Origin of the sequence: Microbacterium sp. 2MCAF23 (genome assembly GCF_052115565.1) — a bacterium.
Taxonomy (GTDB): Bacteria; Actinomycetota; Actinomycetes; order Actinomycetales; family Microbacteriaceae; genus Microbacterium.
Genome location: NZ_JBFRGY010000004.1, coordinates 290,505 through 310,647 on the forward strand (window position 1 = coordinate 290,505; position 20,143 = coordinate 310,647).

Sequence of the window (20,143 nt, forward strand, 5' to 3'; positions counted from 1 at the left end):
TCGGGGCCGGCGGGACGTCCACCCGTCGCCGGCCCAGGCCGTCGTCAGTCGTCCTGCGAGATGAGCAGGCGCACTGCCTCGACCCCCGTGCGATGGAGCTGCTCGAGGGACGGCGGGTTGTCGCCGCTCGCGCCGTCGCCCCACATCATCACGACGCTGCCCGCGCGGGCGCCAAGTGCCGTCGCCACGGCATAGACGGACGCGGTCTCCATCTCGGAGTTGAGCGCGCCGATACCGGCCCACAGCTCGAGGTTCTCGCGAAGACGCCGAGCGAGAGGGAGCCGGTCGGGCTCGGTCTCGCCGTAGAACGAGTCCTTGGAGTGCGCGATGCCGAGGTGGCGCCGCGCACCGGCCAGATCGGCGCCGCGCCGCAGCGCGGCGATCACGTCGAAGTCGCCGACGGCGGGAACCTCGATGGGCAGGTACTGCCGGCTGGTGCCCTCGTCGCGGATCGCTCCGGTGATGATCGCCAGATCCCCCGTCTTCACGAACGGCTGCATGGTCAACGAGACGCCGACCCGGATGAAGGTGCGCACGCCCGTCTTGTACAACTCCTCGATCGCGAGCGCGGTGGACGGTCCGCCGACTCCGGTCGAGGTGACGACGACGGGAGTTCCGTCGAGGAATCCGCGCCAGGTCTCGAACTCGCGGTTCTGCGCGACGAGCCGCGCATCGTCGAGGTAGGACGCGACGATCTTCGAGTGCGCCGGATCGTTCGGCAGCAGCGCATAGGCGGCGCTGTCGGCGTCGGCGAGGTGGATGTGGTGCTGCAGGCCTTCACGAGCCATGGGTGGTCCTCCTGGGGAGCGAGATGGTCAGTGGATCCTGAGAGGCGGTCATGAGAGCAGCTCGTTCGTGAAGATGGCGGCGTCGGCGGTGATGCCGATGCTGGCGAGACTGGTGATGCTCTCCTGCACCAGGGCGTCCGACATCCAGAAGGCGGGCTTGTCCTTGTCCGTCGTGCGGGCCATGTAGGGGATCATCGCCTTGAGCACCGCGGTCTGGTCGCTGAGCTTCAGGCCGAGGTCCTTGCCGTAGGCGTCGACGGTCACGGCGGCCCCCTTCTCCGGGTCGGCGATCGCCGATGCCCACCCTTTCTGCGAGGCAGCGAGGAACCTGCGCACCGTGTCGGCCTTGGTCTTGTCCTTGAGCGTGTCCTCGTGGACCATGAGGACGTTCTGCATCCGGTTGAAGCCGTAGTCCGCGAGCGCCATCACGTGGGTGGGGTGGCCCGCCAGCTCCAACGTCACCGGCTGATTGGAGGCGAGGCCCCAGAGGGCATCGATCTCGTTGTTGACGAGCGGGGCAGGATCGAACTGGATCGGCACCAGGGTCACTTTCGACGTGTCGACGCCGTTGCGCTCCATGAAGACGATCGCCGTGTTGCGGCCGGCCAGCGTGATTCCGAGGCGCTTGCCCTCGATGTCCTTGGGCTGCGCGACGGGGTTCTCCGCGAGGGAGACCCAGCATTCCGGGCTCTTCTGGAAGACGGCGCCGACGATCTTGATCGGGCTGCCTGACTTGACCGCGTTCGCCACGTTCTCGGGGATCGCCTCGACGGCGACGAGCGAGCGCTTGGACGTCACGAGCGGGATCGAGGCGGAGTTCGGGCCGCCGGGGAGGATCTTCGGTGCGACCCCGGCCTTGGCGAAGAGGCCGTCGTGCTGCGCGACGAAGAATCCTGCGTATTCGGCACTCGGGATCCACGCCAGCTTGAACTCGAAGGAGGCTGCACCGGTCGCGGGATCACCGCCGCTGCAGGACGTGAGCAACGGGGCCCCGGCGACGATGCCGGCGGCGAAGAGGCCGACCGAGGGGATGGCTTTCAGGAAGCTCCGGCGGGAGACACCGCGAGCAGAGTCGATGGATGAGGGAGAGGGCATGACAGTTCCGATCTTGAACACAGAGGACGGGAGTCGCGTAGCGGCCGGGTAGGCCGGTGATGACGCATGACAACACGAGCGGGCAGCGTGCTCCGTCCGCGCACTGCGCGACGGCACCGCGTTCCCGCCTGAGGACTCGGCGCTCCGCGTGTGGGGCATCATCGCCCCGCGAAGGCCGCGCACCGTGGATCCGCCCCGACGCCGCTCCGCCGCAGCGGAGCCGGCCCGATGCGGCGCATGCGTCGGAGACGGCGCTCGCTCATCGATCGGGGATGGCAGTCGGTCAGGCGATCGGAGGCCCGGTGTTTCCGCCCTCACCCGGGCTCGGGCCGACCGCCTCGTTCCACAGCGCCTGTCCGTACGGCAGGGGCATCCCGAGCCCCGCGCGACGGCAACGGGGGCGGGAGGCACCGGGTGCCTTCACCGCTCCGAGCGCGGCCGTCTGCTTCATCCTGTATCGCCTTCGATCAGTACGGGTGCTGAGGAACCCGGGGGCGGCGGATCCGCTGTCGAGGATGCGGCGGCCGGTGCCGTCACCCGCGGTGAGATCCGGAGCCGCGGCACCCCACCGCGGCCCCGGATCGCTCTCCGCGCCCCGCGGAGAGCCTTCGTCGCTCAGCCTGCGACGGAGGCCAGTTCGCCGTCGCGCGCGACGACCACGCCGCCCTTCAGGACGAGCGAGCGCGGCACCGGCTGCACCACGACCTCGGCGACGGCCTCACCGGGAAGCACGACCAGGTCTGCGACCTCGCCGACCTCGACGCTCCGGGCAGCCGCGCCCAGCGCCTGGTGCCCCAGCGACGTCGCCAGCCGTGCGGCGAGCTCGAGGTCGTCATCCGTGCGCCAGTAGCTCTTGTACGACATCATCATCGCGCGCGACAGGATGTCGCCGTCGCCCCAGGGCGACCACAGGCTGCGCGAGGAGTCCGACCCGAGGCACATCGCCACGCCGGCATCGTGCAGGCCCTTGACGTCCGGCACCGGGAGGAGCCCGTGCACCCCGATCGAGAACGCGATGCCCGCATCCGCGAACGCGTGGCTGAGCCGCTCGAACTGCTCGGGGCTGGGCTCGGCGAGCGCGAACACATCGCACATGCTGACCTTCCCGGCCATGCCGAGGGCCCTCGTCCGCTCCGCGACCCGCTCGACGAGCCAGACTCCGAGCTCGCCGACCTCATGGGCGTGGAAGTCGGCGGCCACCTGATACTTGTCGGCGAGCCCGAAGACGATGTCGAGCACCTGCGTGGCCTCGCGTTCGACCGCCGCGGGGTCGAGCCCGCCGATGCCGTCCGCGCCGTCCTTCAGCGCCTGCTCGAGCAGGTCCTCGGTTCCCGGCATGCGCAGGATCCCGAGCTGCGGGAACGCGACCACGCGGATGTCCGCGAGAGGCGCGAGCTCCTCCTTCAGCTCGAGCAGCGCGTGCACGCCCTGCAGATCGATGCCGGGGAAGACATCGGCGTAGGCGCGAATGGTCGTGGATCCGGCCGCGATGCTCTTGTGCAGGAACCGCCGTGCCCGATCCTTGATGGACGACTGCGGCAGCTTCCACTGCTCCAGCGTGTCCTCGAACATCTGATCCATCGTGATGTCGATGGAACGCCGGCGCGTCCACGGTTCGCCCCACATGCTCTTGTCGGCGTGCGAGTGTCCGTCGACGAAGCCGGGGAGGACGAGCTGGCCGGCGAGGTCGACGACCTCGTCGCCCGCCTCGGCTCTGGCGTCTCCCGCCGGAACGATCTGCGCGATCCGGCCGTCGGCGATCACGATGTCCGTGGCCTCGGCGCCCTCGACACGGCCGTTGAGAAGAAGTCTGCGCACAGCGATACCTGCTTTCGTCATTGAGTGGAGGAAGGGGTCAGCCCAGGCGCGCGGCGATCTTGCGCTCCGCGTATCCGGCGAGCTGATAGAGGAAGAGGGAGATGAGCAGGACCGCGGCGACGCCGCCCCACACGAAGTCGTAGTCCGACATGGTCGCCGCGACCGTCATCGCGGCCCCGAGGCCGGTGCCGGTGGCCAGCCACTCCGCCACCATCGCCGCGCCGACCGAGAGCGGGAGCGCGACCTTGACGGAGGCGAGCAGCGCAGGCAGTGCGTACGGGATGAGCAGCTTGCGGATCCGCTGCGCCCGTGTCGCCCCGGTGGCCGAGAACAGGTCGACGGCGCCGCGGGGGGCGCTGCGCATCGCGAGCAGCAGGTTCACCAGCGTCGGGAAGAACGTCATCATCGTGATGAGCACGGTGACGGCGAGGATCCCCCGGCCGAAGATCAGGGCGAGCAGCGGCATGGCCGCCACGATCGGAACCGAGCGCAGCACGATCGAGACGGGCATGATGAGTGCCTCGACGGTGCGGAACTCGTGCACGATGACCGCCATCAGGATCGACAGCACCGTACCGACGAGGAAACCCACGCCGGCGTCGAAGGCCGTCTGCCCGAGGGAGGCCAGCAGGGCATCCATCGAGCTCTGCTGCTGGCCGCTCTGGCTGACGATCACCGATGCCGGATCCGTGAAGTAGCGGATCACCGACAGCGGCCCCTTCGCGACGAGCTCGCCGCCGGGAACCGCCGCCGACAGCCCCCACCATGCCACCACGACGACCAGGATCGTGCCGACGACGGAGAGCAGCACCCGTCCCAGGGCGAGGGGCCACCGAAGACGCCGGCTCGGCCGCGCGGTGGCACGCGCGGCGATCGTGGAATTGGCGTGGCCCACCCAGGGCATCGTCAGGCGCACGATCCACGGGATCGCCAGGAACGCGATCGCGGCGAGAGCCGAGGTGACGAGGGCGAGCGCCCAGGCCCGGGGGACGTCGAAGGCCCCCTGCGCCTGGATCATGGCGACGCCGAGTCCCTTGCTTCCGCCCATGTACTCGCCGATGATCGCCCCGAGGATCGCACTCGGTGCGGCGATCTGAAGCCCCACGACGAGGCTCGGGATGGCGGCCGGGAGGCGGACCTTCCAGATCGCCGTCCAGCTCGAGCCACCGGCCGCGTGAACCAGGTCGAGCGCGCTCTGATCGACGTTGCCGAGTCCGAGGATGACAGCCACGAGCGTCGTGAAGACCACCGCCTGCGCGGAGAGGATGATGCCGGGGACGTTGTCGGAGAAGACGATCACGAGGATGGGCGCCACGGCGATGAGCGGGAGGGCGATGGCGCCCACCGCCACGCGCTCGAGGACCGCCTGCACCCGAGGGAACGGGAGGGTGAGCAGGGCGAGGACGATGGCGATGCCGTTGCCCCACAGATATCCGAGCCCCGCCGTGCTCATCGTCTGCGCGATGTTCGCCGGATACGACGCCGCGTCGGCGCCGATCTGCTGCAGGACGGCGAAGGGTGCGGGCACGAGCGGTGTGAGCAGCGATCCGATCTGCCAGATCGCCACCAGGATGAGCACGGAGAGCAGCGGCGCCAGCGACGGTGCGGAGACCCGCCTGCGGCGGCGCACGCCGATGTCCACGACGCTGGTCGCGGTGCTCACCGACCCGCCTCCTGAGCGTGGAAGAGCTTACGCGACAGCCGGTCGCAGAGCGCGTGGAACTCCGGGTCCTCCAGGATCTCCGCCGTGCGCGGTCGTGGCAGATCGATCGTCACGACGTCGACGATCGTGCCGGGTCGCGGGGACATCAGGATGACCGTGTCCGACAGCAGCACGGCCTCGGCGATGCCGTGCGTGACGAGCACCGTCGTCGTTCCGCGTTCGGACCAGATCCGCTGCAGTTCGAAGTTGAGATTCTGCCGGGTCAGATCGTCCAGAGCGCCGAACGGCTCGTCGAGCAGCAGAAGGTCGGGTTCGGTGACCAGGCTCCGTGCCAGAGAGACTCGCTGGCGCATACCGCCCGAGAGCTGAGCAGGACGCGCGTTGCGGAAGGCGGAGAGCCCGACCAGTTCGATGAGCTCGTCGACGGTCTGATCGTCCTTCATGCCCGCGATCTCCAGCGGCAGCCGGACGTTGGCCTCCACGGAGCGCCAGGGCAGGAGGCCGGCGTCCTGGAAGCCGACGCCGATGCGGTGCCTGCGGCGCAGGTCACGCGGCGACGTGCCGTGCACTTCGACGGTTCCCGAGGTTGCGGCCTCGAGATCGGCGAGCACGCGGAGCACCGTCGATTTGCCGCAGCCGGACGGGCCGAGCAGTCCGATGAACTCGCCCTTGCGCGCGGTGTAGGTGAAGTCTTCGAGCGCCTGGACGGTCGTGCCATCGGTGTCGAAGGTCTTGCTCAGCGCCTCGATGCGCAGGCCGGGTTCGGCGATGTCGCTTCGCATGGGGATCTCCGTTGATCTCGAGTCCGTCGGGTCAGGACTGGAGCAGCTCGTTGGTGAACAGGGACTTGTCGGCCTTGACGCCGATGAGGCCGAGGCTCTCGATGGTCTGCTCGATGAGCGTGTCGGACATCAGGAACAGCTCCGAGGTGTCGTCGCCGGCGACGAACGGGGCCAGGGCATCGAGGTTGGCGGTCTGGTCGGCGACCTTGAGCCCGACCTCCTTGCCGTACAGCTTCACGGTGAGCTCGGCGGCGGCCTTGTGATCGGCGAGCATCTTGGTGGTGCCCTCGCGGGCAGCGAGCAGGAACGCCTTCGCCCTGGCTCGCTTCGCCTTGTCGTCCAGGGTCGCCTGAGTCACGAAGAACACCTGCTGCATGCGGTTGAGGCCGAAGTCAGCGGTCGGCATGACGTAGGTGTCGATGCCCTTGTTCTTCAGCGCCACCGGCTGGTTCGAGGCGAAGCCGAGCAGGGCATCGACCTCCCCCACGGCGAGCGGCGCCGGGTCGAACTGCGTCGGCACGAGCGTCACCGTGCTCGGGTCCACGCCGTTGCGCTTCATGAACTCGATCATCAGGTTCTGCCCGCTCAGCGTGGTTCCGAGCTTCTTTCCCTCGATGTCCTTCGGGGTCTTGATGGGGTTGTCCGCTCTCGAGATCCAGCATTCCGGGCTCTTGCGCAGACCGGCTCCGACGATGCGGAGCTTGACGCCGTTCTTGATCGCGGAAGCGACGTTCTCGGGGATCGACTCCAGGCCGACGTCGAGCTTGCCCGTGGTGACCAGCGGGACCACCGGAGAATTGGGCCCGCCGGGCTGGATCGTGACGTCGAGCCCGGCCTTGGTGAACAGGCCGTCCTGCTTCGCGATGAACAAGCCGGCGTAGGCGACGTCGGGGATCCAGCCGAGCTTCGTGGTGAAGGGAACGGTGGCGCTGCCCCCTCCGCCCGAGCCGGAGCCGGTGGGCGCGCAACCGGTGAGAGCGAGCGCCGAACCGCCGAGCGCGAGCGCTCCCGCACCGAGAGCGCTGAGACGGAGGAAGGAGCGGCGATCGACGGCGAGCCGGGATTCAGGGTGGTGCGACATTGCAGTCTCCTTAGAAGAGTTCGGGTGAGGAGGGATCTGGGCGGGGTCTTGCAGGCACGCCGAGCACCGGGTCGATGACCCGATCCGGGGAAGGCGTGGAACTAGGAGGGATGCGGCATGGCCTGCGGCGACGAACGTTCGACGCCCTCGCGAAGCTGCTGCAGGATGACCTCGCCCCAGCCGCTGCGGGCGAAGGCCTCGGTCTCGCGGATCGTCCCGTCGAGATGGGCGAACATCGCCTGCTCCGCCCCGTCAGGGTCGCGCTCCTCGATCCGCGCGGCGATCGCACGGTGGTCGCTCTCCCATTCGGCGAGCACTCCCTGCCTGAGGCCGACCGTCAGGGTGACGCTCTCCAGCGGGTCGAGACGTTCGACGAACAGGGTGTTCGCGATCGCCTGGATCTGCTTGTTGTGCGAGGCGTCGCCGACGGCGCGATGGAATCCCAGCCGGTCGTGAAGGGCCGGCCCTGTGGGATCGGCGAGTGCGCGGAGCAGGGCGACCTCCTCCGGGGTCGCTCGCAGCGCGGCGGCGCGGGCGGCTTCGCGTTCGATCCCGCGGCGTGCGATCAGGTGATCGATGAGGTCTTCGACGCTGTGCATCTGCAGGGCGCGCTCGAAATAGATGCTGCGGTGCCGATCGAGATGCAGCACCTCGCTCACGCGACGACCCTCCCCCGTCAGAACGCGCCCCTTGCGCCCGAGCGAATCGGTCAACCCTCGGGAGTCCAGCCCGGAGAGGAGCCTGTTCACCGTGGACTCACTCGTCTCGAATCCCGCGATCGCGAGCTCTCGGCAGATCATCCGCGAACCGGCCGGAGCGGTCTGCGTGCGCAGCGCGGACAGGATCGCCTGTTCGACGGCGGACAGATCCCTCATCCTGACTCCTTCGGTCGGTGAATGATCCGAGCCTAGGCCGCCGACTAGCGTCTGTCAATAGTGACAGACGCTAGTCGGGAATGATGATCATGCATCACTTCCCCCTGACGCGCGTGGGGGCTTCGGCCGTCATCGCGTGGAAGCGGCGCCGCGTCACGGACGTCATGGGAGAACGCGACGAGGGCCCGGATCCACAGGATCCGGGCCCTCGTCGGTTCACCCGGGGCTGAGACGTGGCTCAGAAGTCCCAGTCCTCGTCCTCGGTGGCCTCGGCCTTGCCGATGACGTAGGAGGATCCGGATCCCGAGAAGAAGTCGTGGTTCTCGTCCGCGTTGGGCGAGAGCGCCGACAGGATCGCCGGGTTCACGTTGGTCACGGTCGCGGGGAACATCGCCTCGTAGCCGAGGTTCATGAGCGCCTTGTTCGCGTTGTAGTGCAGGAACCGCTTGACGTCCTCGGTGAGGCCGACGCCGTCGTACAGATCCTGCGTGTACTGCACCTCGTTGTCGTAGAGCTCGTACAGCAGCGAGAACGTGTAGTCCTTCAGTTCATCCCGCTTGGCCTGGTCGAGAGTCTCGAGGCCGCGCTGGAACTTGTAGCCGATGTAGTACCCGTGCACGGCCTCGTCGCGGATGATGAGGCGGATGAGGTCTGCCGTGTTGGTGAGCTTCGCCCGCGACGACCAGTGCATCGGCAGGTAGAAGCCCGAGTAGAACAGGAAGCTCTCCAGCAGGGTCGAGGCGACCTTGCGCTTGAGCGGCTCGTCCCCGCGGTAGTAGTCCATGACGATCTGAGCCTTCTTCTGAAGGTTCGGGTTCTCCACCGACCAGCGGAACGCCTCGTCGATCTCCTTCGTCGAGCACAGCGTCGAGAAGATCGAGGAGTAGCTCTTCGCGTGCACCGACTCCATGAACGCGATGTTCGTGTAGACGGCCTCCTCGTGCGGGGTGATCGCATCGGGGATGAGCGAGACGGCGCCGACGGTGCCCTGGATCGTGTCCAGCAGCGTGAGGCCGGTGAACACCCGCATGGTGAGGGTCTGCTCCTCGGCGGTGAGCGTGTTCCACGACTGGATGTCGTTGGACAGCGGCACCTTCTCGGGCAGCCAGAAGTTGTTCACCAGACGGTTCCAGACCTCGAGGTCCTTGTCGTCCTGGATGCGGTTCCAGTTGATCGCCTGGACACGGTCGACCAGCTTGAGCGGTTCGGGGGTCATGTCTCTTCCTTCAGAAATCCCAGATCGAACGACGGATCACAGCGTGCAGCTGACGCATTCGGCCATGTCGGTGCCCTCGAGGGCCATCTGACGCAGGCGGATGTAGTAGATCGTCTTGATGCCCTTGCGCCACGCGTAGATCTGCGCCTTGTTGATGTCGCGCGTGGTGGCGGTGTCCTTGAAGAACAGCGTCAGCGACAGGCCCTGGTCGACGTGCTGGGTGGCAGCGGCGTAGGTGTCGATGACCTTCTCGTAGCCGATCTCGTAGGCGTCTTGGTAGTACTCCAGGTTGTCGTTCGTCATGAACGCCGCCGGGTAGTAGACGCGGCCGAGCTTGCCTTCCTTGCGGATCTCCACCTTCGCCGCGATCGGGTGGATCGAGCTCGTCGAGTTGTTGATGTAGGAGATGGATCCGGTCGGCGGGACGGCCTGCAGGTTCTGGTTGTAGATGCCGTGCTCCTGGATCGACGCCTTGAGCGCCTTCCAGTCGTCCTGCGTCGGGATGTGGTGACCGGCGAACATGTCCTTGACCTTGTCGGTCGCGGGCACCCACTCCTGATCGATGTACTTGTCGAAGAACTCACCGGACGCGTAGGTCGAGTCGGCGAATCCGTCGAAGGTCTCGCCGCGCTCGATCGCGATCCGGTTCGATGCGGTCAGCGCGTGGAACAGCACGGAGTAGAAGTAGATGTCCGTGAAGTCGACACCCTCTTCGGAACCGTAGAAGACGTGCTCGCGAGCGAGGTAGCCGTGCAGGTTCATCTGGCCCAGGCCGATCGCGTGCGAGCGGTCGTTGCCGTCCTCGATCGAACGGACCGAAGCGATGTGGCTCTGCTGGCTGACCGCGGTCAGGGCGCGGATGCTCATCTCGACGGTCTTGGCCAGGTCGCCGCCGTCCATCGCCAGGGCGATGTTGAGCGAGCCCAGGTTGCAGGAGATGTCCTTGCCGATCTGGTCGTACGAGAGGTCCTCGTTGAACGTCGTCGGCGTGTTCACCTGCAGGATCTCGCTGCACAGGTTGGACATGTTGATCCGGCCCTTGATCGGGTTGGCCTTGTTCACCGTGTCCTCGAACATGATGTACGGATAGCCCGACTCGAACTGGATCTCGGCGAGCGTCTGGAAGAACTCGCGCGCGTTGATCTTGGTCTTCTTGATGCGCGGGTCGTCGACCATCTCGCGGTACTTCTCGGTGACCGAGATGTCGCCGAACGGCACGCCGTAGACGCGCTCGACGTCGTACGGGGAGAACAGGTACATGTCCTCGCCGTTCTTGGCGAGCTCGAACGTGATGTCCGGCACGACGACGCCCAGCGACAGCGTCTTGATGCGGATCTTCTCGTCGGCGTTCTCGCGCTTGGTGTCGAGGAACCGCATGATGTCGGGGTGGTGCGCGTTCAGGTACACCGCGCCGGCGCCCTGACGCGCGCCGAGCTGGTTCGCGTACGAGAAGGAGTCTTCGAGGAGCTTCATCACGGGGATGATGCCCGAGGACTGGTTCTCGATCTGCTTGATCGGGGCACCCGACTCGCGGATGTTCGAGAGCAGGAGCGCCACGCCGCCGCCGCGCTTGGACAGCTGCAGGGCGGAGTTGATGCCGCGGGCGATCGACTCCATGTTGTCCTCGATGCGCAGCAGGAAGCAGCTGACGAGCTCGCCGCGCTGCGCCTTGCCGGCGTTGAGGAAGGTCGGGGTCGCCGGCTGGAAGCGGCCGGAGATGATCTCCTCGACCAGGCCCGTCGCGAGCTTCTCGTCGCCGTCGGCGAGGGCGAGGGCGGTCATCACGACGCGGTCCTCGAAGCGCTCCAGGTATCGCTTGCCGTCGAAGGTCTTCAGCGTGTAGCTCGTGTAGTACTTGAACGCGCCCAGGAACGTCTCGAAGCGGAACTTCTTCGAGTATGCGAGGTCGTTGAGCTTCTGGATGAACTCGAACGAGTACTTCTCCAGGACGGCGCCCTCGTAGTACTCCTTCTCCACGAGGTAGTCCAGGCGCTCCTTGAGCGAGTGGAAGAACACCGTGTTCTGGTTGACGTGCTGCAGGAAGTACTCCCGCGCCGCGCGCTTGTCCGCGTCGAACTGGATCTTGCCGTCCGCGTCGTACAGGTTCAGCATCGCGTTGAGGGCGTGATAGTCGAGCCCCTCGTACGCTGCGTTGGCCTTGAACGCGATCTCGCCCTTCACCGGCGCTGAGTCCTTCACTGCTGCTTCCACCATCGTTCCAATCCGTCGCTCACGCGATCGACATCGTCCTGTGTGCCGTAGATCTCGAGCCGGTACAAGTGGGGCACGTGGCACTTGCGGCTGATGATGTCACCGGCGGCGCAGAACGCGTCGCCGAAGTTGGTGTTGCCTGCGGAGATCACTCCGCGGATGTGTCGCCGGTTGCGCTCGTCGTTGAGGAACCGGATGACCTGCTTGGGTACGGCGCCCTTCTCGACGCCGCGACCCTGCCCGCCGCCGTAGGTCGGCGTGACCAGCACGAAGGGCTCATCGATGACGAGCGGCTCCTCCGTGCTGTGCAGCGGGATCCGCCGCGCCTCCAGGCCCAGCTTCTCGACGAACCGGGCAGTGTTGCCCGAGATGCTCGAGAAGTAGACCAGCAGCGGCGCGGCGGTCGCGGTGGCGGCGTTCATGAGATCGCCTCCTCCGCGATTACGCCAGGCGAGCGGCGAGCTCGTCGATCTTGTCGGGACGGAAGCCCGACCAGTGGTCCTCGTCGGTGACGACGACGGGAGCCTGCAGGTAGCCGAGCGACTTCACGTGCTCGAGCGCCGCAGCGTCCTCCGAGACGTCGTGGATCTCGTACTCGATGCCCTTCGCGTCAAGCGCGCGGTAGGTCGCGTTGCACTGCACGCAGGAGGGCTTGGTGTAGACCGTGATGGACATGTATTGCGCCTCTTCTTTCCCCTCAGAACCCGACTATCGGGCAGGTGGCCCCGCCGGGAGTTCAATACTACATATAGGTACGGACATTCAGGTCGACCACAAGGGCTAGTAGTTACAACCCTGTAGTTTTCCACCGTATTCCACCGCTTCGCCACAGGTTCTCCACGCTTTTGTCCACAGCCCCGGGCGGCCGCGGAGCACCCCCGAACCGCGATTTCCTGCGGGTCGCCGACACCCCGACCGGATCCCTCCACAGATCCGACGCTAGGACGGGCCGCGGACATTCCTCAGCCTGTGGAAATCGCCCTCCGGCGTGTCGTCGGCGTGTCGTCGGCGTGTCGCGCCGAGCCCTCCCTTAGCCGCGCTCGATCGGCCGGGAGGCCTGCTCTCCGCACCGCGAGACCTGTAGCGTTGGTCCGTGGCCGGATCGGGATACAAGGAGCTTCTGCGCGTACCGGGAGTCGGGCGCATCATCGCCGCACAGCTGACGGCGCGATTCCCGAACGGCATGGCGAGTCTCGCGATCCTGCTTCACGTGCAGCACGCGACCGGATCCTATGGAGCGGCCGGGCTGGTGCTCGCGGCGTCGTCGATCGGACAGGCCGTGTCCGGGCCTGTCACCAGCCGCTGGATGGGCCGGTGGGGCATGCGCCCCGTGCTCACGCTGACCCTGTCGATCTGCGTGCTCGCCTTCCTCGGGCTGGCGTTCTTCTCGTTCCTGCCGCTCGCCGGCTACGTGGTGCTCGGCCTGATCGCGGGGCTCTCGACCCCGCCAATCCAGTCCGCCGCGCGCACCATCTACCCGAAGCTCGTGAACTCCTCACAGCTCACGCCGCTGTTCTCACTGGACGCATCGCTGCAGGAGATCATCTGGATCGTGGCCCCGGTCGTGATCACGATCGTCTCCACGCAGATCGGCACCGTACAGGGCCTGCTGCTCGTCGCCGCCGTGCTCGTGGGCGGCGGCGCCTGGTTCATCCTCTCCCCCGAGGTCGGGCGCGTGCGCATCCCGCGCAGCCGCCGCGGCTTCGGCGCCGTCGTGCTGAAGCCGCCGGTGCTGCTGGCCACGGTCGTCGGCTTCCTTCTCATCGGCGCCTGCGCGGCCGTCGAGGTGGGCGTGGTGAAGACCTTCGACCACGGGGGACTTTCGGCAGGTCTGGTGCTCGCGGTCTTCTCGGTGGGAAGCCTCGTCGGCGGTCTCGCCTCGGGCCACGTGCCGATGGGCCCCTGGGCCATGGCCCGCCGGCTCACCATCGTGACCGTCGGGCTCGCGCTCACGATGGTGTCCCTCAACGTGTTCTGGCTCGGCGGCACTCTGCTCGCCGCCGGCATCGGGGTCGCGCCGGCGCTCGCGGTGCTGTTCGCGATCACGTCGGCGAGCGTGAAGTTCTCCGAGACCGCCGAGGCGTACGGCTGGGTCGGCACCGGCCAGCTGATCGGCGCGGCCGCCGGATCAGCGATTGCCGGCTTCCTCATCGACAGCATGCACAGCCCCACCGGGGCCTACCTCGCAGCGACGTGCTTCGCCGCCGTCGCGCTGATCGTCTCGGTCGTGTTCGTGCGCTTCTTCCCCGACCTGCGCGGCCGCGACGCCGCGCCGATGCCGGACACCGAGGCCGTCCAGCTGCCGTGACGGCGTGATCCCGCCGCGGGAACCCTCAGGCGATGCGATCCTTCGGCCGCCAGAACGTGTCGTTGAAGGCGCTCAGCGGCTGCGGGTGATCCTTGCCCGTGAGGCCATAAGGATCCAGCCCGCCGAACAGCTCCCGTAGATCCGCCTCCAGCACACCCGCGACCTTCAGCACCGTCGCCAGTCGCGGATTGCCCAGCCCCTTCTCGATCTTGCGCAGATTCGACACATCGAGCTCGCATGCCGCCGCGAGTCCCTGGATCGTCAGCGACTGGTTCACGCGGAGCTCGGCAAGCCGCCGACCGAGCTCGACGCGCGGATCCTCAGGAGTTTCGGGCACTCATCTTTGCTAATGCCCGCGCGTGTAAACACGAAGGCTTATTCCCGCTAGGTTAACGACGCGAGGTTATATCCTCCTCGCTGGGTGGGGAAGCAGGGAGCGCGCCGTGACGGAGTCGACCGCTGACGCCCTCCTCAATCCGATCCTCAACGGGCCTTACGACCCGCCCGCAGCGCATTTCGTCATCGGCCCGAACGGCCCGACGGGCGAGAAGCGAGCAGGTCGCCGTCCGAGCGAGTCGTTCATCCCGATCCCTCAGGAGCGCAAGGGCCGGGGCAAGGCGGTTCAGACCGCGCAACAGCTGGAGATCGACTTCGACCTCACAGGGGAACGCCGCGAGGTCAACGACACCATCAACGGCCTGCGCCGGGACGTCGAGCTCTGGCGCACCCGGGGCTACGACGGGGTCACCCCGATCACTCGCAAACTCCTGCTGCATTGGGCGGACGCGGACCGCGAGAACCGGACGCTGTTCTGCCAGCGCGACGCCGCCGAGACGGCGATCTTCCTCACTGAGGTGGCAGGGCGCCGCGGTTACACCGACTGGCGTCTCCGTATCGACGACGCGAACGCCGAGCACAACTCAGGACTCCCCCGCATCGCACTGAAGATGGCGACCGGGACCGGCAAGACCGTGCTCATGGGCATGCTCATCGCCTGGCAGACGCTGAACAAGATCGCATCTCCCCGTGACACGCGATTCGCGAGCAAGTTCCTCCTCGTCGCTCCAGGCATCACCATTCGCGACCGTCTCCGCGTCCTCCGTCCAGAGAGCACCGCCAACTACTACGACGAGCGCGAGCTCGTGCCCGCGGATCTGCGCCCTCGTCTCAACGAGGCACGGGTCGTGATCGCCAACTACCACCAGTTCCTACCGCGGATCCGCAAGGAGTTCGAGGGAGTCTCGAAGGCAACACGAGAGATCCTCGCGCCCGGCGAGGGCGATCGCTACGTCGAATCGCCGGCGGAGATCGTCAGCCGCGTGCTTCGCGACCTCGGGAAGGATCCGGGGAACATCGTCGTGCTCAACGACGAGGCGCACCACTGCTATCAGAGCCGCCCGCTCTCGGGAAAGCTGAGCAAAGGCGACGCGGATCGGAACCAGGACGCGCGGGTCTGGTTCCGCGGTCTGGAGGCCATCCGGAACACGAAGGGCTACGGCGTCAAGCAGATCTTCGACGTCTCGGCGACGCCGTTCTATCTCGGCGGATCCGGATGGAACGAGGGCTATGTGTTCCCGTGGACCGTCAGCGACTTCTCCCTCATGGACGCCATCGAGTCCGGGATTGTGAAGATTCCGCGACTGCCTGTCGACGACGACGCGATCGGCGATGAGGTCACCTTCCGAGCGCTCTGGTCGCACATCGGCGACCGCCTGCCGAAGCGCGCATCCGCCATCCCGGACAACTGGGCGCCGCCCGAGGAGCTCCAGGCCGCGTTGGAGAGCCTGTATCGAAGCTACGAGCGCGAGTACGCACGGTGGAAGCGACGCTTCGCGATCATGGTGAGCCGCCACCTGTGATGATCCTCGTCTGCCCGAACACGCTGGTATCCAAGCTCATGACGGAATGGATCGCGGGCAAGGAGCTTCCGTCGGACAACGGCACCAATCTGCGCCCCGGGCGGCTCGAGCTGTTTGACAACGTCGAAGGAACCCGTTGGCGCACCCGTCCGCGGACGCTGCTCATCGATTCCGCGGCCTTGGAATCGGGCGAGTCCCTCCCGAAGGATTTCCTCGCCGCTGCGGCGCCGGAGATCGAGAAGTTCAAGGACGACTGGAGCCGTCAGCATCCCGGCGCGGACGCCGACCAGCTGACCGAACAGGATCTGCTTCGCGAGGTCATGAACACGGTCGGCAAGCGAGGCATGCTGGGTGAGCACATCCGCTGCGTCGTGAGCGTCGGGATGCTGACGGAGGGGTGGGACGCGAACACCGTCACCCATATCCTCGGCATCCGCGCGTTCGGCTCCCAGCTTCTCTGCGAGCAGGTGATCGGACGTGGACTCCGGCGCCGCAGTTGGGCGCTGAACGAGCACGGTCGGTTCGAGCCGGAGTACGCAAACGTGTACGGCATCCCGTTCGCGTTCATCCCCGGCGAGCGCGCCGGCAAAGATCCGCTGCCGCCGCCTCCTGCCATCGAAGTCGGGAGCGTCGAAGGGCGCGAAGGGCTCCGGATTCGGTTCCCGCGGCTCAGCGGCTATCGCATCGAGATGCCCGACGATGAGATGTTCTTCGACACCAGCGATATCGAGCCGTTCCACGTTGATCAGAGCCAGGTCCCGACGCGGACCGTGAATGCCGGCGTGATCGGCTCGAGCGAAGTCGACGATTTCAACACGGACGCGCACGGCCGCCGCAACGCGCGAGTCGCGTTCGAGCTCGCCAAGCTCGTGCTCGATCGCGAGTTCACGGATGGGGGCACGAACCCGCGGCCATGGCTGTTCCCGCGGCTGCTCGGCTACGCACGCTCGTGGATCGATGACGTGCTCGTGCTGGGCCCGGGTTTCGAGCCGTGGCATCTCACCCGCAGCGAGAATGAGATGCGGCGCGCCGCCGAGGCGCTCACCCGCTGCATCGGGTGGCAGGGGAACAACCGCCGCGAGCTGATCCAGCCGATCTTCGATCGCTCAGCCCCGGTCGGGGATACCGGCGATGTGCGCTTCGTCACGCGTAAGCGCGTCTACGAGACACGAACGAGCGAGGTCAGTCACGTCACGCTCGACGGCAGGGACGGCAACACCTGGGAGAACCTGCTGGCGTACGAGTGCGAGATGCTCGCGAACGAGGGCGTCGTCACCTCCTACGTCAAGAACGACCGGCTCGGATTCGACGTCCCCTACGTGCACGAGGGCGTGACGCACCGGTACGTGCCTGACTTCCTGCTCAAGCTCGCGCCAGACCCCGACGATCCGGACGGTCTCGAACGAACGCTCATCGTCGAAGTGTCCGGTGGCCAGAAGAACCAGCGACTGCGGGCCGTGAAGGCGGAGACGGCACGCAACGTGTGGTGCGTCGCGGTGAACAACCACGGTGGATTCGGACGCTGGGGCTATTTCGAGCTGGACACCGTGATCGGGCTGCAGCGAGCTCTGCGCGAGGCGATCAACAACCTCTACGCCGATGACGCGATCATCGGTGATCCGGACAAACTCAGCTTCTCCCCTGCCCGTTCTACGCGCCCGACCCGGCGTGTGCGATTCATGGAGGACGACGATGGCGCGTAAGCCAGCCCAGACCGGACCCACCGAAGTCGACGCTTACGAGCACCCCGAGGCGAGGCGGACGAACATCCCCACGGCGGACGGCGCGGAGCGGTGGGCCGACCCTGAGACGATGCAGCGCGAACCGATCGTCTATGCACGGTTCGCCGGTCTGAGCGCAGAGCGCGAGCGCCGAAACGAAGCTCTCGACCCTCAGCTCGTCTGGCATGGCAAGGACCAGCAGGATCACGACGACCTTGTCGTGGAGGCACCGCCGCTGTACATCCAGGAGAAGATCGATCCGCGCGTGCTCGTCGAGAACCTGCGCGACACCGCCGCGACAGGCGAGCCCGAGCCGGAGATGCTCTTCTACGACGACTTCGATGGAGGTCTCGACGAACTGCAGCAGATCTCGTACTACCAGTACGACGCTGCGTGGTCGAACCGGATGATCCTCGGCGATTCCCTGCAGGCGATGGGCTCCCTCGCGGAGCGCGAGCGGCTGCGCGGCAAAGTGCAGATGATCTACATCGACCCGCCCTACGGCATCAAGTTCAACTCGAATTGGCAGGTGTCCGCAAGCAAGCGGGATGTGAAGGACGGCAAGGACGCAGCCCGCGAAGTCGAGCAGATCAAGGCGTTCCGGGACACCTGGAAAGACGGGATCCACACGTACCTGTCTTATCTGCGCGATCGGCTCGTCGTTGCGCGCGACCTGCTGACAGAGTCGGGATCCGTGTTCGTGCAGATCGGCGACGAGCATGTGCATCGCGTGCGAGCGATCCTTGACGAGATCTTTGGCGCTGAGAACTTCATGGCGCAGATCAGTTTCGCCACGACGAGCGGGTTTTCGCAATCTGCCGCGCTCGGACGTATGGGAGACCTGATCCTTTGGTATGCGAAGAGCGTCGACAAGGCGAAAGTGCGCCAGCTTCGTCAAGAGTCACGTGTCGAAACGGGCTATCGATGGGTCATGCTCCCTGATGGAACTCGACGTCTCTCGACCAAAGCAGAACGAGACGATGAGTCCCTTCTACCTGCAGGGGCGAAGATCTATCGCAACGACAACCTCAGATCCCAAGCCGCGGGAAGCTCGGATCAGGCCTATGAGTATCTGGGGCATGTCTACAGGCCCGGTCGACAACTCCATTGGAAACCGAGATTCCCGGAAGGACTCGATCGGCTCGCGTGGGCCCATCGAATCCACGCTGAAGGTTCCAATTTGGAGTATGTCCGCTACGCAGATGACTCCGGCTGGGCGCCATACACCAACGTGTGGAACGACACAATCATTGGTGGCTTCACCGATGAAAAGGTCTACGTAGTCCAAACCACCACGAAAGTCATCGGCCGTTGCATGCTGATGTGCACCGATCCCGGAGATCTCGTCCTGGATCCGACCTGCGGATCTGGCACGACCGCCTACGTCGCGGAGCAGTGGGGGCGTCGCTGGATCACGATCGACACGTCTCGCGTCGCGCTGGCCCTTGCACGGCAGCGCCTCATGGGCGGTCGCTACCCGTACTACCTGTTGGCCGATTCGCCGGAGGGCCGCGCGAAAGAAGCGCAGGTCTCCGGCAAGCTCATGCCGCCCGCCGACACCAAGGGCGACATCAGTCAGGGGTTCGTCTACGAGCGGGTGCAGCACATCACGCTGAAATCGATCGCGAACAACCCGGACATCCACGAGGGAATGACGCGCGACGAGATCGACGCGGCGATCAAGAAGCACGCCGACTTCGAGTTGCTCTACGACAAGCCGTACGAAGACAAGAAGAAAGTGCGGGTGACCGGCAGGTTCACGGTCGAAAGCCTCTCGCCCTATCGCACACTCGACCAGGACGGCGAAGCGAGCCGAAGTGAACTCGCCGGATCCTCCGATGCGATGGGTGCCGACTACGCCCAGACGATCATCGACAACTTGCGCAGCGCCGGCATCCAGAACGGGCGCCGCAAGGAGCGCATCGAGTTCGCGACGCTCGACGAGTGGGGCGGCACGCACGTGCAGGCGATCGGCGAGCGCGCTAACGAAACCGACGACGCACCCGCCGGAAACGTCGCGATCGCGATCGGGCCCGAATACGGAACGGTCAGCGCCGGCTTCGTCCGCGACGCGGCCAAGGAAGCACTCGCCGACCGTGACGTGGATCTGCTCTGCGTGCTCGGCTTCTCCTTCGAGCCGAACGTGACCGAGGTCACCGAGGTCGAACAGGTGGAGATCGAGGCCGATGACGGCGGGTTCGCGCATGTCTCCGGCGAGCGCAAGCTCGGCCGCCTCAAGGTGCTGATCGTCCGGATGAACGCCGAACTACTCATGGGCGATGCCCTGAAGAAGACCGGTGCAGGAAACCTGTTCACCGTCTTCGGCGAGCCTGACGTCGAGATCCGCCCCGCATCCGACGGCTCTGACCGCATCGAAGCCGAGCTCTTCGGCGTCGACGTCTACGACGTGGCGATCAACGACGTCCGCTCACGCGATACCAAAGACATCGCGCTCTGGATGATCGACACCGACTACAACGAGGAGTCGTTCTTCGTGCGGCACTGCTACTTCACGGGCGGCAACGATCCGATGAAGAAGCTCAAAGTCGCCCTCAAGGCGGACATCAATGCCGAGGCGTGGGAGCAGCTGTACCGAACGGTCTCCATGCCTTTCGACCGCCCCGCCACCGGCAAGATCGCCATCAAGGTCATCAACGACTACGGCGACGAAGTCATGAAGGTCTACGAGGTCGACTGATGTCGAGCTTTCCCGGGGTGGCTCTGAG

General features: G+C 66.3%; 15 protein-coding genes and 1 pseudogene. 3 read left to right on the forward strand and 13 right to left on the reverse strand.

Features of this window, described 5'->3' with window-relative positions:
* Positions 1–44 precede the first annotated feature (44 nt).
* The 12 genes from AB4078_RS06035 to nrdH all read right to left on the reverse strand — a co-directional run bounded on the left by AB4078_RS06035 (position 45) and on the right by nrdH (position 12,204).
* On the reverse strand, positions 45–788 hold the full coding sequence (locus tag AB4078_RS06035; protein WP_441976359.1) for a nucleoside phosphorylase: 744 nt from the start codon (positions 786–788) through the stop codon (positions 45–47).
* A gap of 48 nt (positions 789–836) precedes the next feature.
* The gene (locus AB4078_RS06040; protein ID WP_441976360.1) at positions 837–1,883 is read right to left on the reverse strand and encodes an ABC transporter substrate-binding protein; all 1,047 of its coding nucleotides are present in this window, start codon (positions 1,881–1,883) and stop codon (positions 837–839) included.
* Positions 1,884–2,166: 283 nt separating this feature from the next.
* A complete protein-coding gene (locus AB4078_RS06045) occupies positions 2,167–2,334 on the reverse strand; it encodes a hypothetical protein (RefSeq protein WP_441976361.1) in 168 nt (55 codons plus the stop codon).
* Positions 2,335–2,498: 164 nt separating this feature from the next.
* Positions 2,499–3,701 (reverse strand): amidohydrolase family protein, encoded by a 1,203-nt coding sequence (locus tag AB4078_RS06050; protein ID WP_441976362.1) that lies wholly within the window; start codon positions 3,699–3,701, stop codon positions 2,499–2,501.
* A gap of 37 nt (positions 3,702–3,738) precedes the next feature.
* On the reverse strand, positions 3,739–5,364 hold the full coding sequence (locus AB4078_RS06055) for an ABC transporter permease (RefSeq protein WP_441976363.1): 1,626 nt from the start codon (positions 5,362–5,364) through the stop codon (positions 3,739–3,741).
* A complete protein-coding gene (locus AB4078_RS06060) occupies positions 5,361–6,146 on the reverse strand; it encodes an ABC transporter ATP-binding protein (protein WP_441976364.1) in 786 nt (261 codons plus the stop codon). The genes AB4078_RS06055 and AB4078_RS06060 overlap by 4 nt, the downstream gene beginning before the upstream one ends.
* 31 nt (positions 6,147–6,177) lie before the next feature.
* Positions 6,178–7,227 (reverse strand): ABC transporter substrate-binding protein, encoded by a 1,050-nt coding sequence (locus AB4078_RS06065; RefSeq protein WP_441976365.1) that lies wholly within the window; start codon positions 7,225–7,227, stop codon positions 6,178–6,180.
* 101 nt (positions 7,228–7,328) lie between these two features.
* Positions 7,329–8,102, reverse strand: a complete 774-nt coding sequence (locus AB4078_RS06070) for an FCD domain-containing protein (RefSeq protein WP_441976366.1) — start codon at positions 8,100–8,102, stop codon at positions 7,329–7,331.
* Between the two features lie 238 nt (positions 8,103–8,340).
* Positions 8,341–9,318: a class 1b ribonucleoside-diphosphate reductase subunit beta gene (gene nrdF, locus AB4078_RS06075; RefSeq protein ID WP_441976367.1), complete on the reverse strand. Its 978-nt coding sequence runs from the start codon at positions 9,316–9,318 to the stop codon at positions 8,341–8,343.
* Positions 9,319–9,354: 36 nt separating this feature from the next.
* A complete protein-coding gene (nrdE, locus tag AB4078_RS06080; RefSeq protein WP_441976368.1) occupies positions 9,355–11,532 on the reverse strand; it encodes a class 1b ribonucleoside-diphosphate reductase subunit alpha in 2,178 nt (725 codons plus the stop codon).
* On the reverse strand, positions 11,514–11,951 hold the full coding sequence (nrdI, locus tag AB4078_RS06085; protein ID WP_440733659.1) for a class Ib ribonucleoside-diphosphate reductase assembly flavoprotein NrdI: 438 nt from the start codon (positions 11,949–11,951) through the stop codon (positions 11,514–11,516). Before nrdI ends, nrdE begins: the two co-directional genes overlap by 19 nt.
* A gap of 19 nt (positions 11,952–11,970) precedes the next feature.
* Positions 11,971–12,204 carry a glutaredoxin-like protein NrdH gene (gene nrdH / locus AB4078_RS06090; RefSeq protein ID WP_045273567.1) on the reverse strand — a complete coding sequence of 78 codons (234 nt, stop codon included), beginning with the start codon at positions 12,202–12,204 and terminating at the stop codon, positions 11,971–11,973.
* A gap of 418 nt (positions 12,205–12,622) precedes the next feature.
* Here nrdH and AB4078_RS06095 point away from each other — a divergent pair, with 418 nt between their 5' ends.
* Positions 12,623–13,837 carry an MFS transporter gene (locus AB4078_RS06095; protein WP_441976369.1) on the forward strand — a complete coding sequence of 405 codons (1,215 nt, stop codon included), beginning with the start codon at positions 12,623–12,625 and terminating at the stop codon, positions 13,835–13,837.
* A gap of 25 nt (positions 13,838–13,862) precedes the next feature.
* On the opposite strand, the gene AB4078_RS06100 is transcribed toward AB4078_RS06095, so the two are convergent.
* The gene (locus AB4078_RS06100) at positions 13,863–14,174 is read right to left on the reverse strand and encodes a helix-turn-helix domain-containing protein (protein ID WP_441976370.1); all 312 of its coding nucleotides are present in this window, start codon (positions 14,172–14,174) and stop codon (positions 13,863–13,865) included.
* Between the two features lie 106 nt (positions 14,175–14,280).
* On the opposite strand from AB4078_RS06100, the pseudogene AB4078_RS06105 reads away from it, so the two are divergent.
* Both AB4078_RS06105 and AB4078_RS06110 read left to right on the forward strand, forming a co-directional pair.
* Positions 14,281–17,399: pseudogene (locus AB4078_RS06105) on the forward strand (BPTD_3080 family restriction endonuclease).
* Positions 17,389–20,115, forward strand: a complete 2,727-nt coding sequence (locus AB4078_RS06110) for a site-specific DNA-methyltransferase (protein ID WP_441976371.1) — start codon at positions 17,389–17,391, stop codon at positions 20,113–20,115. Before AB4078_RS06105 ends, AB4078_RS06110 begins: the two are co-directional and overlap by 11 nt.
* The last annotated feature ends 28 nt before the right edge of the window (positions 20,116–20,143 follow it).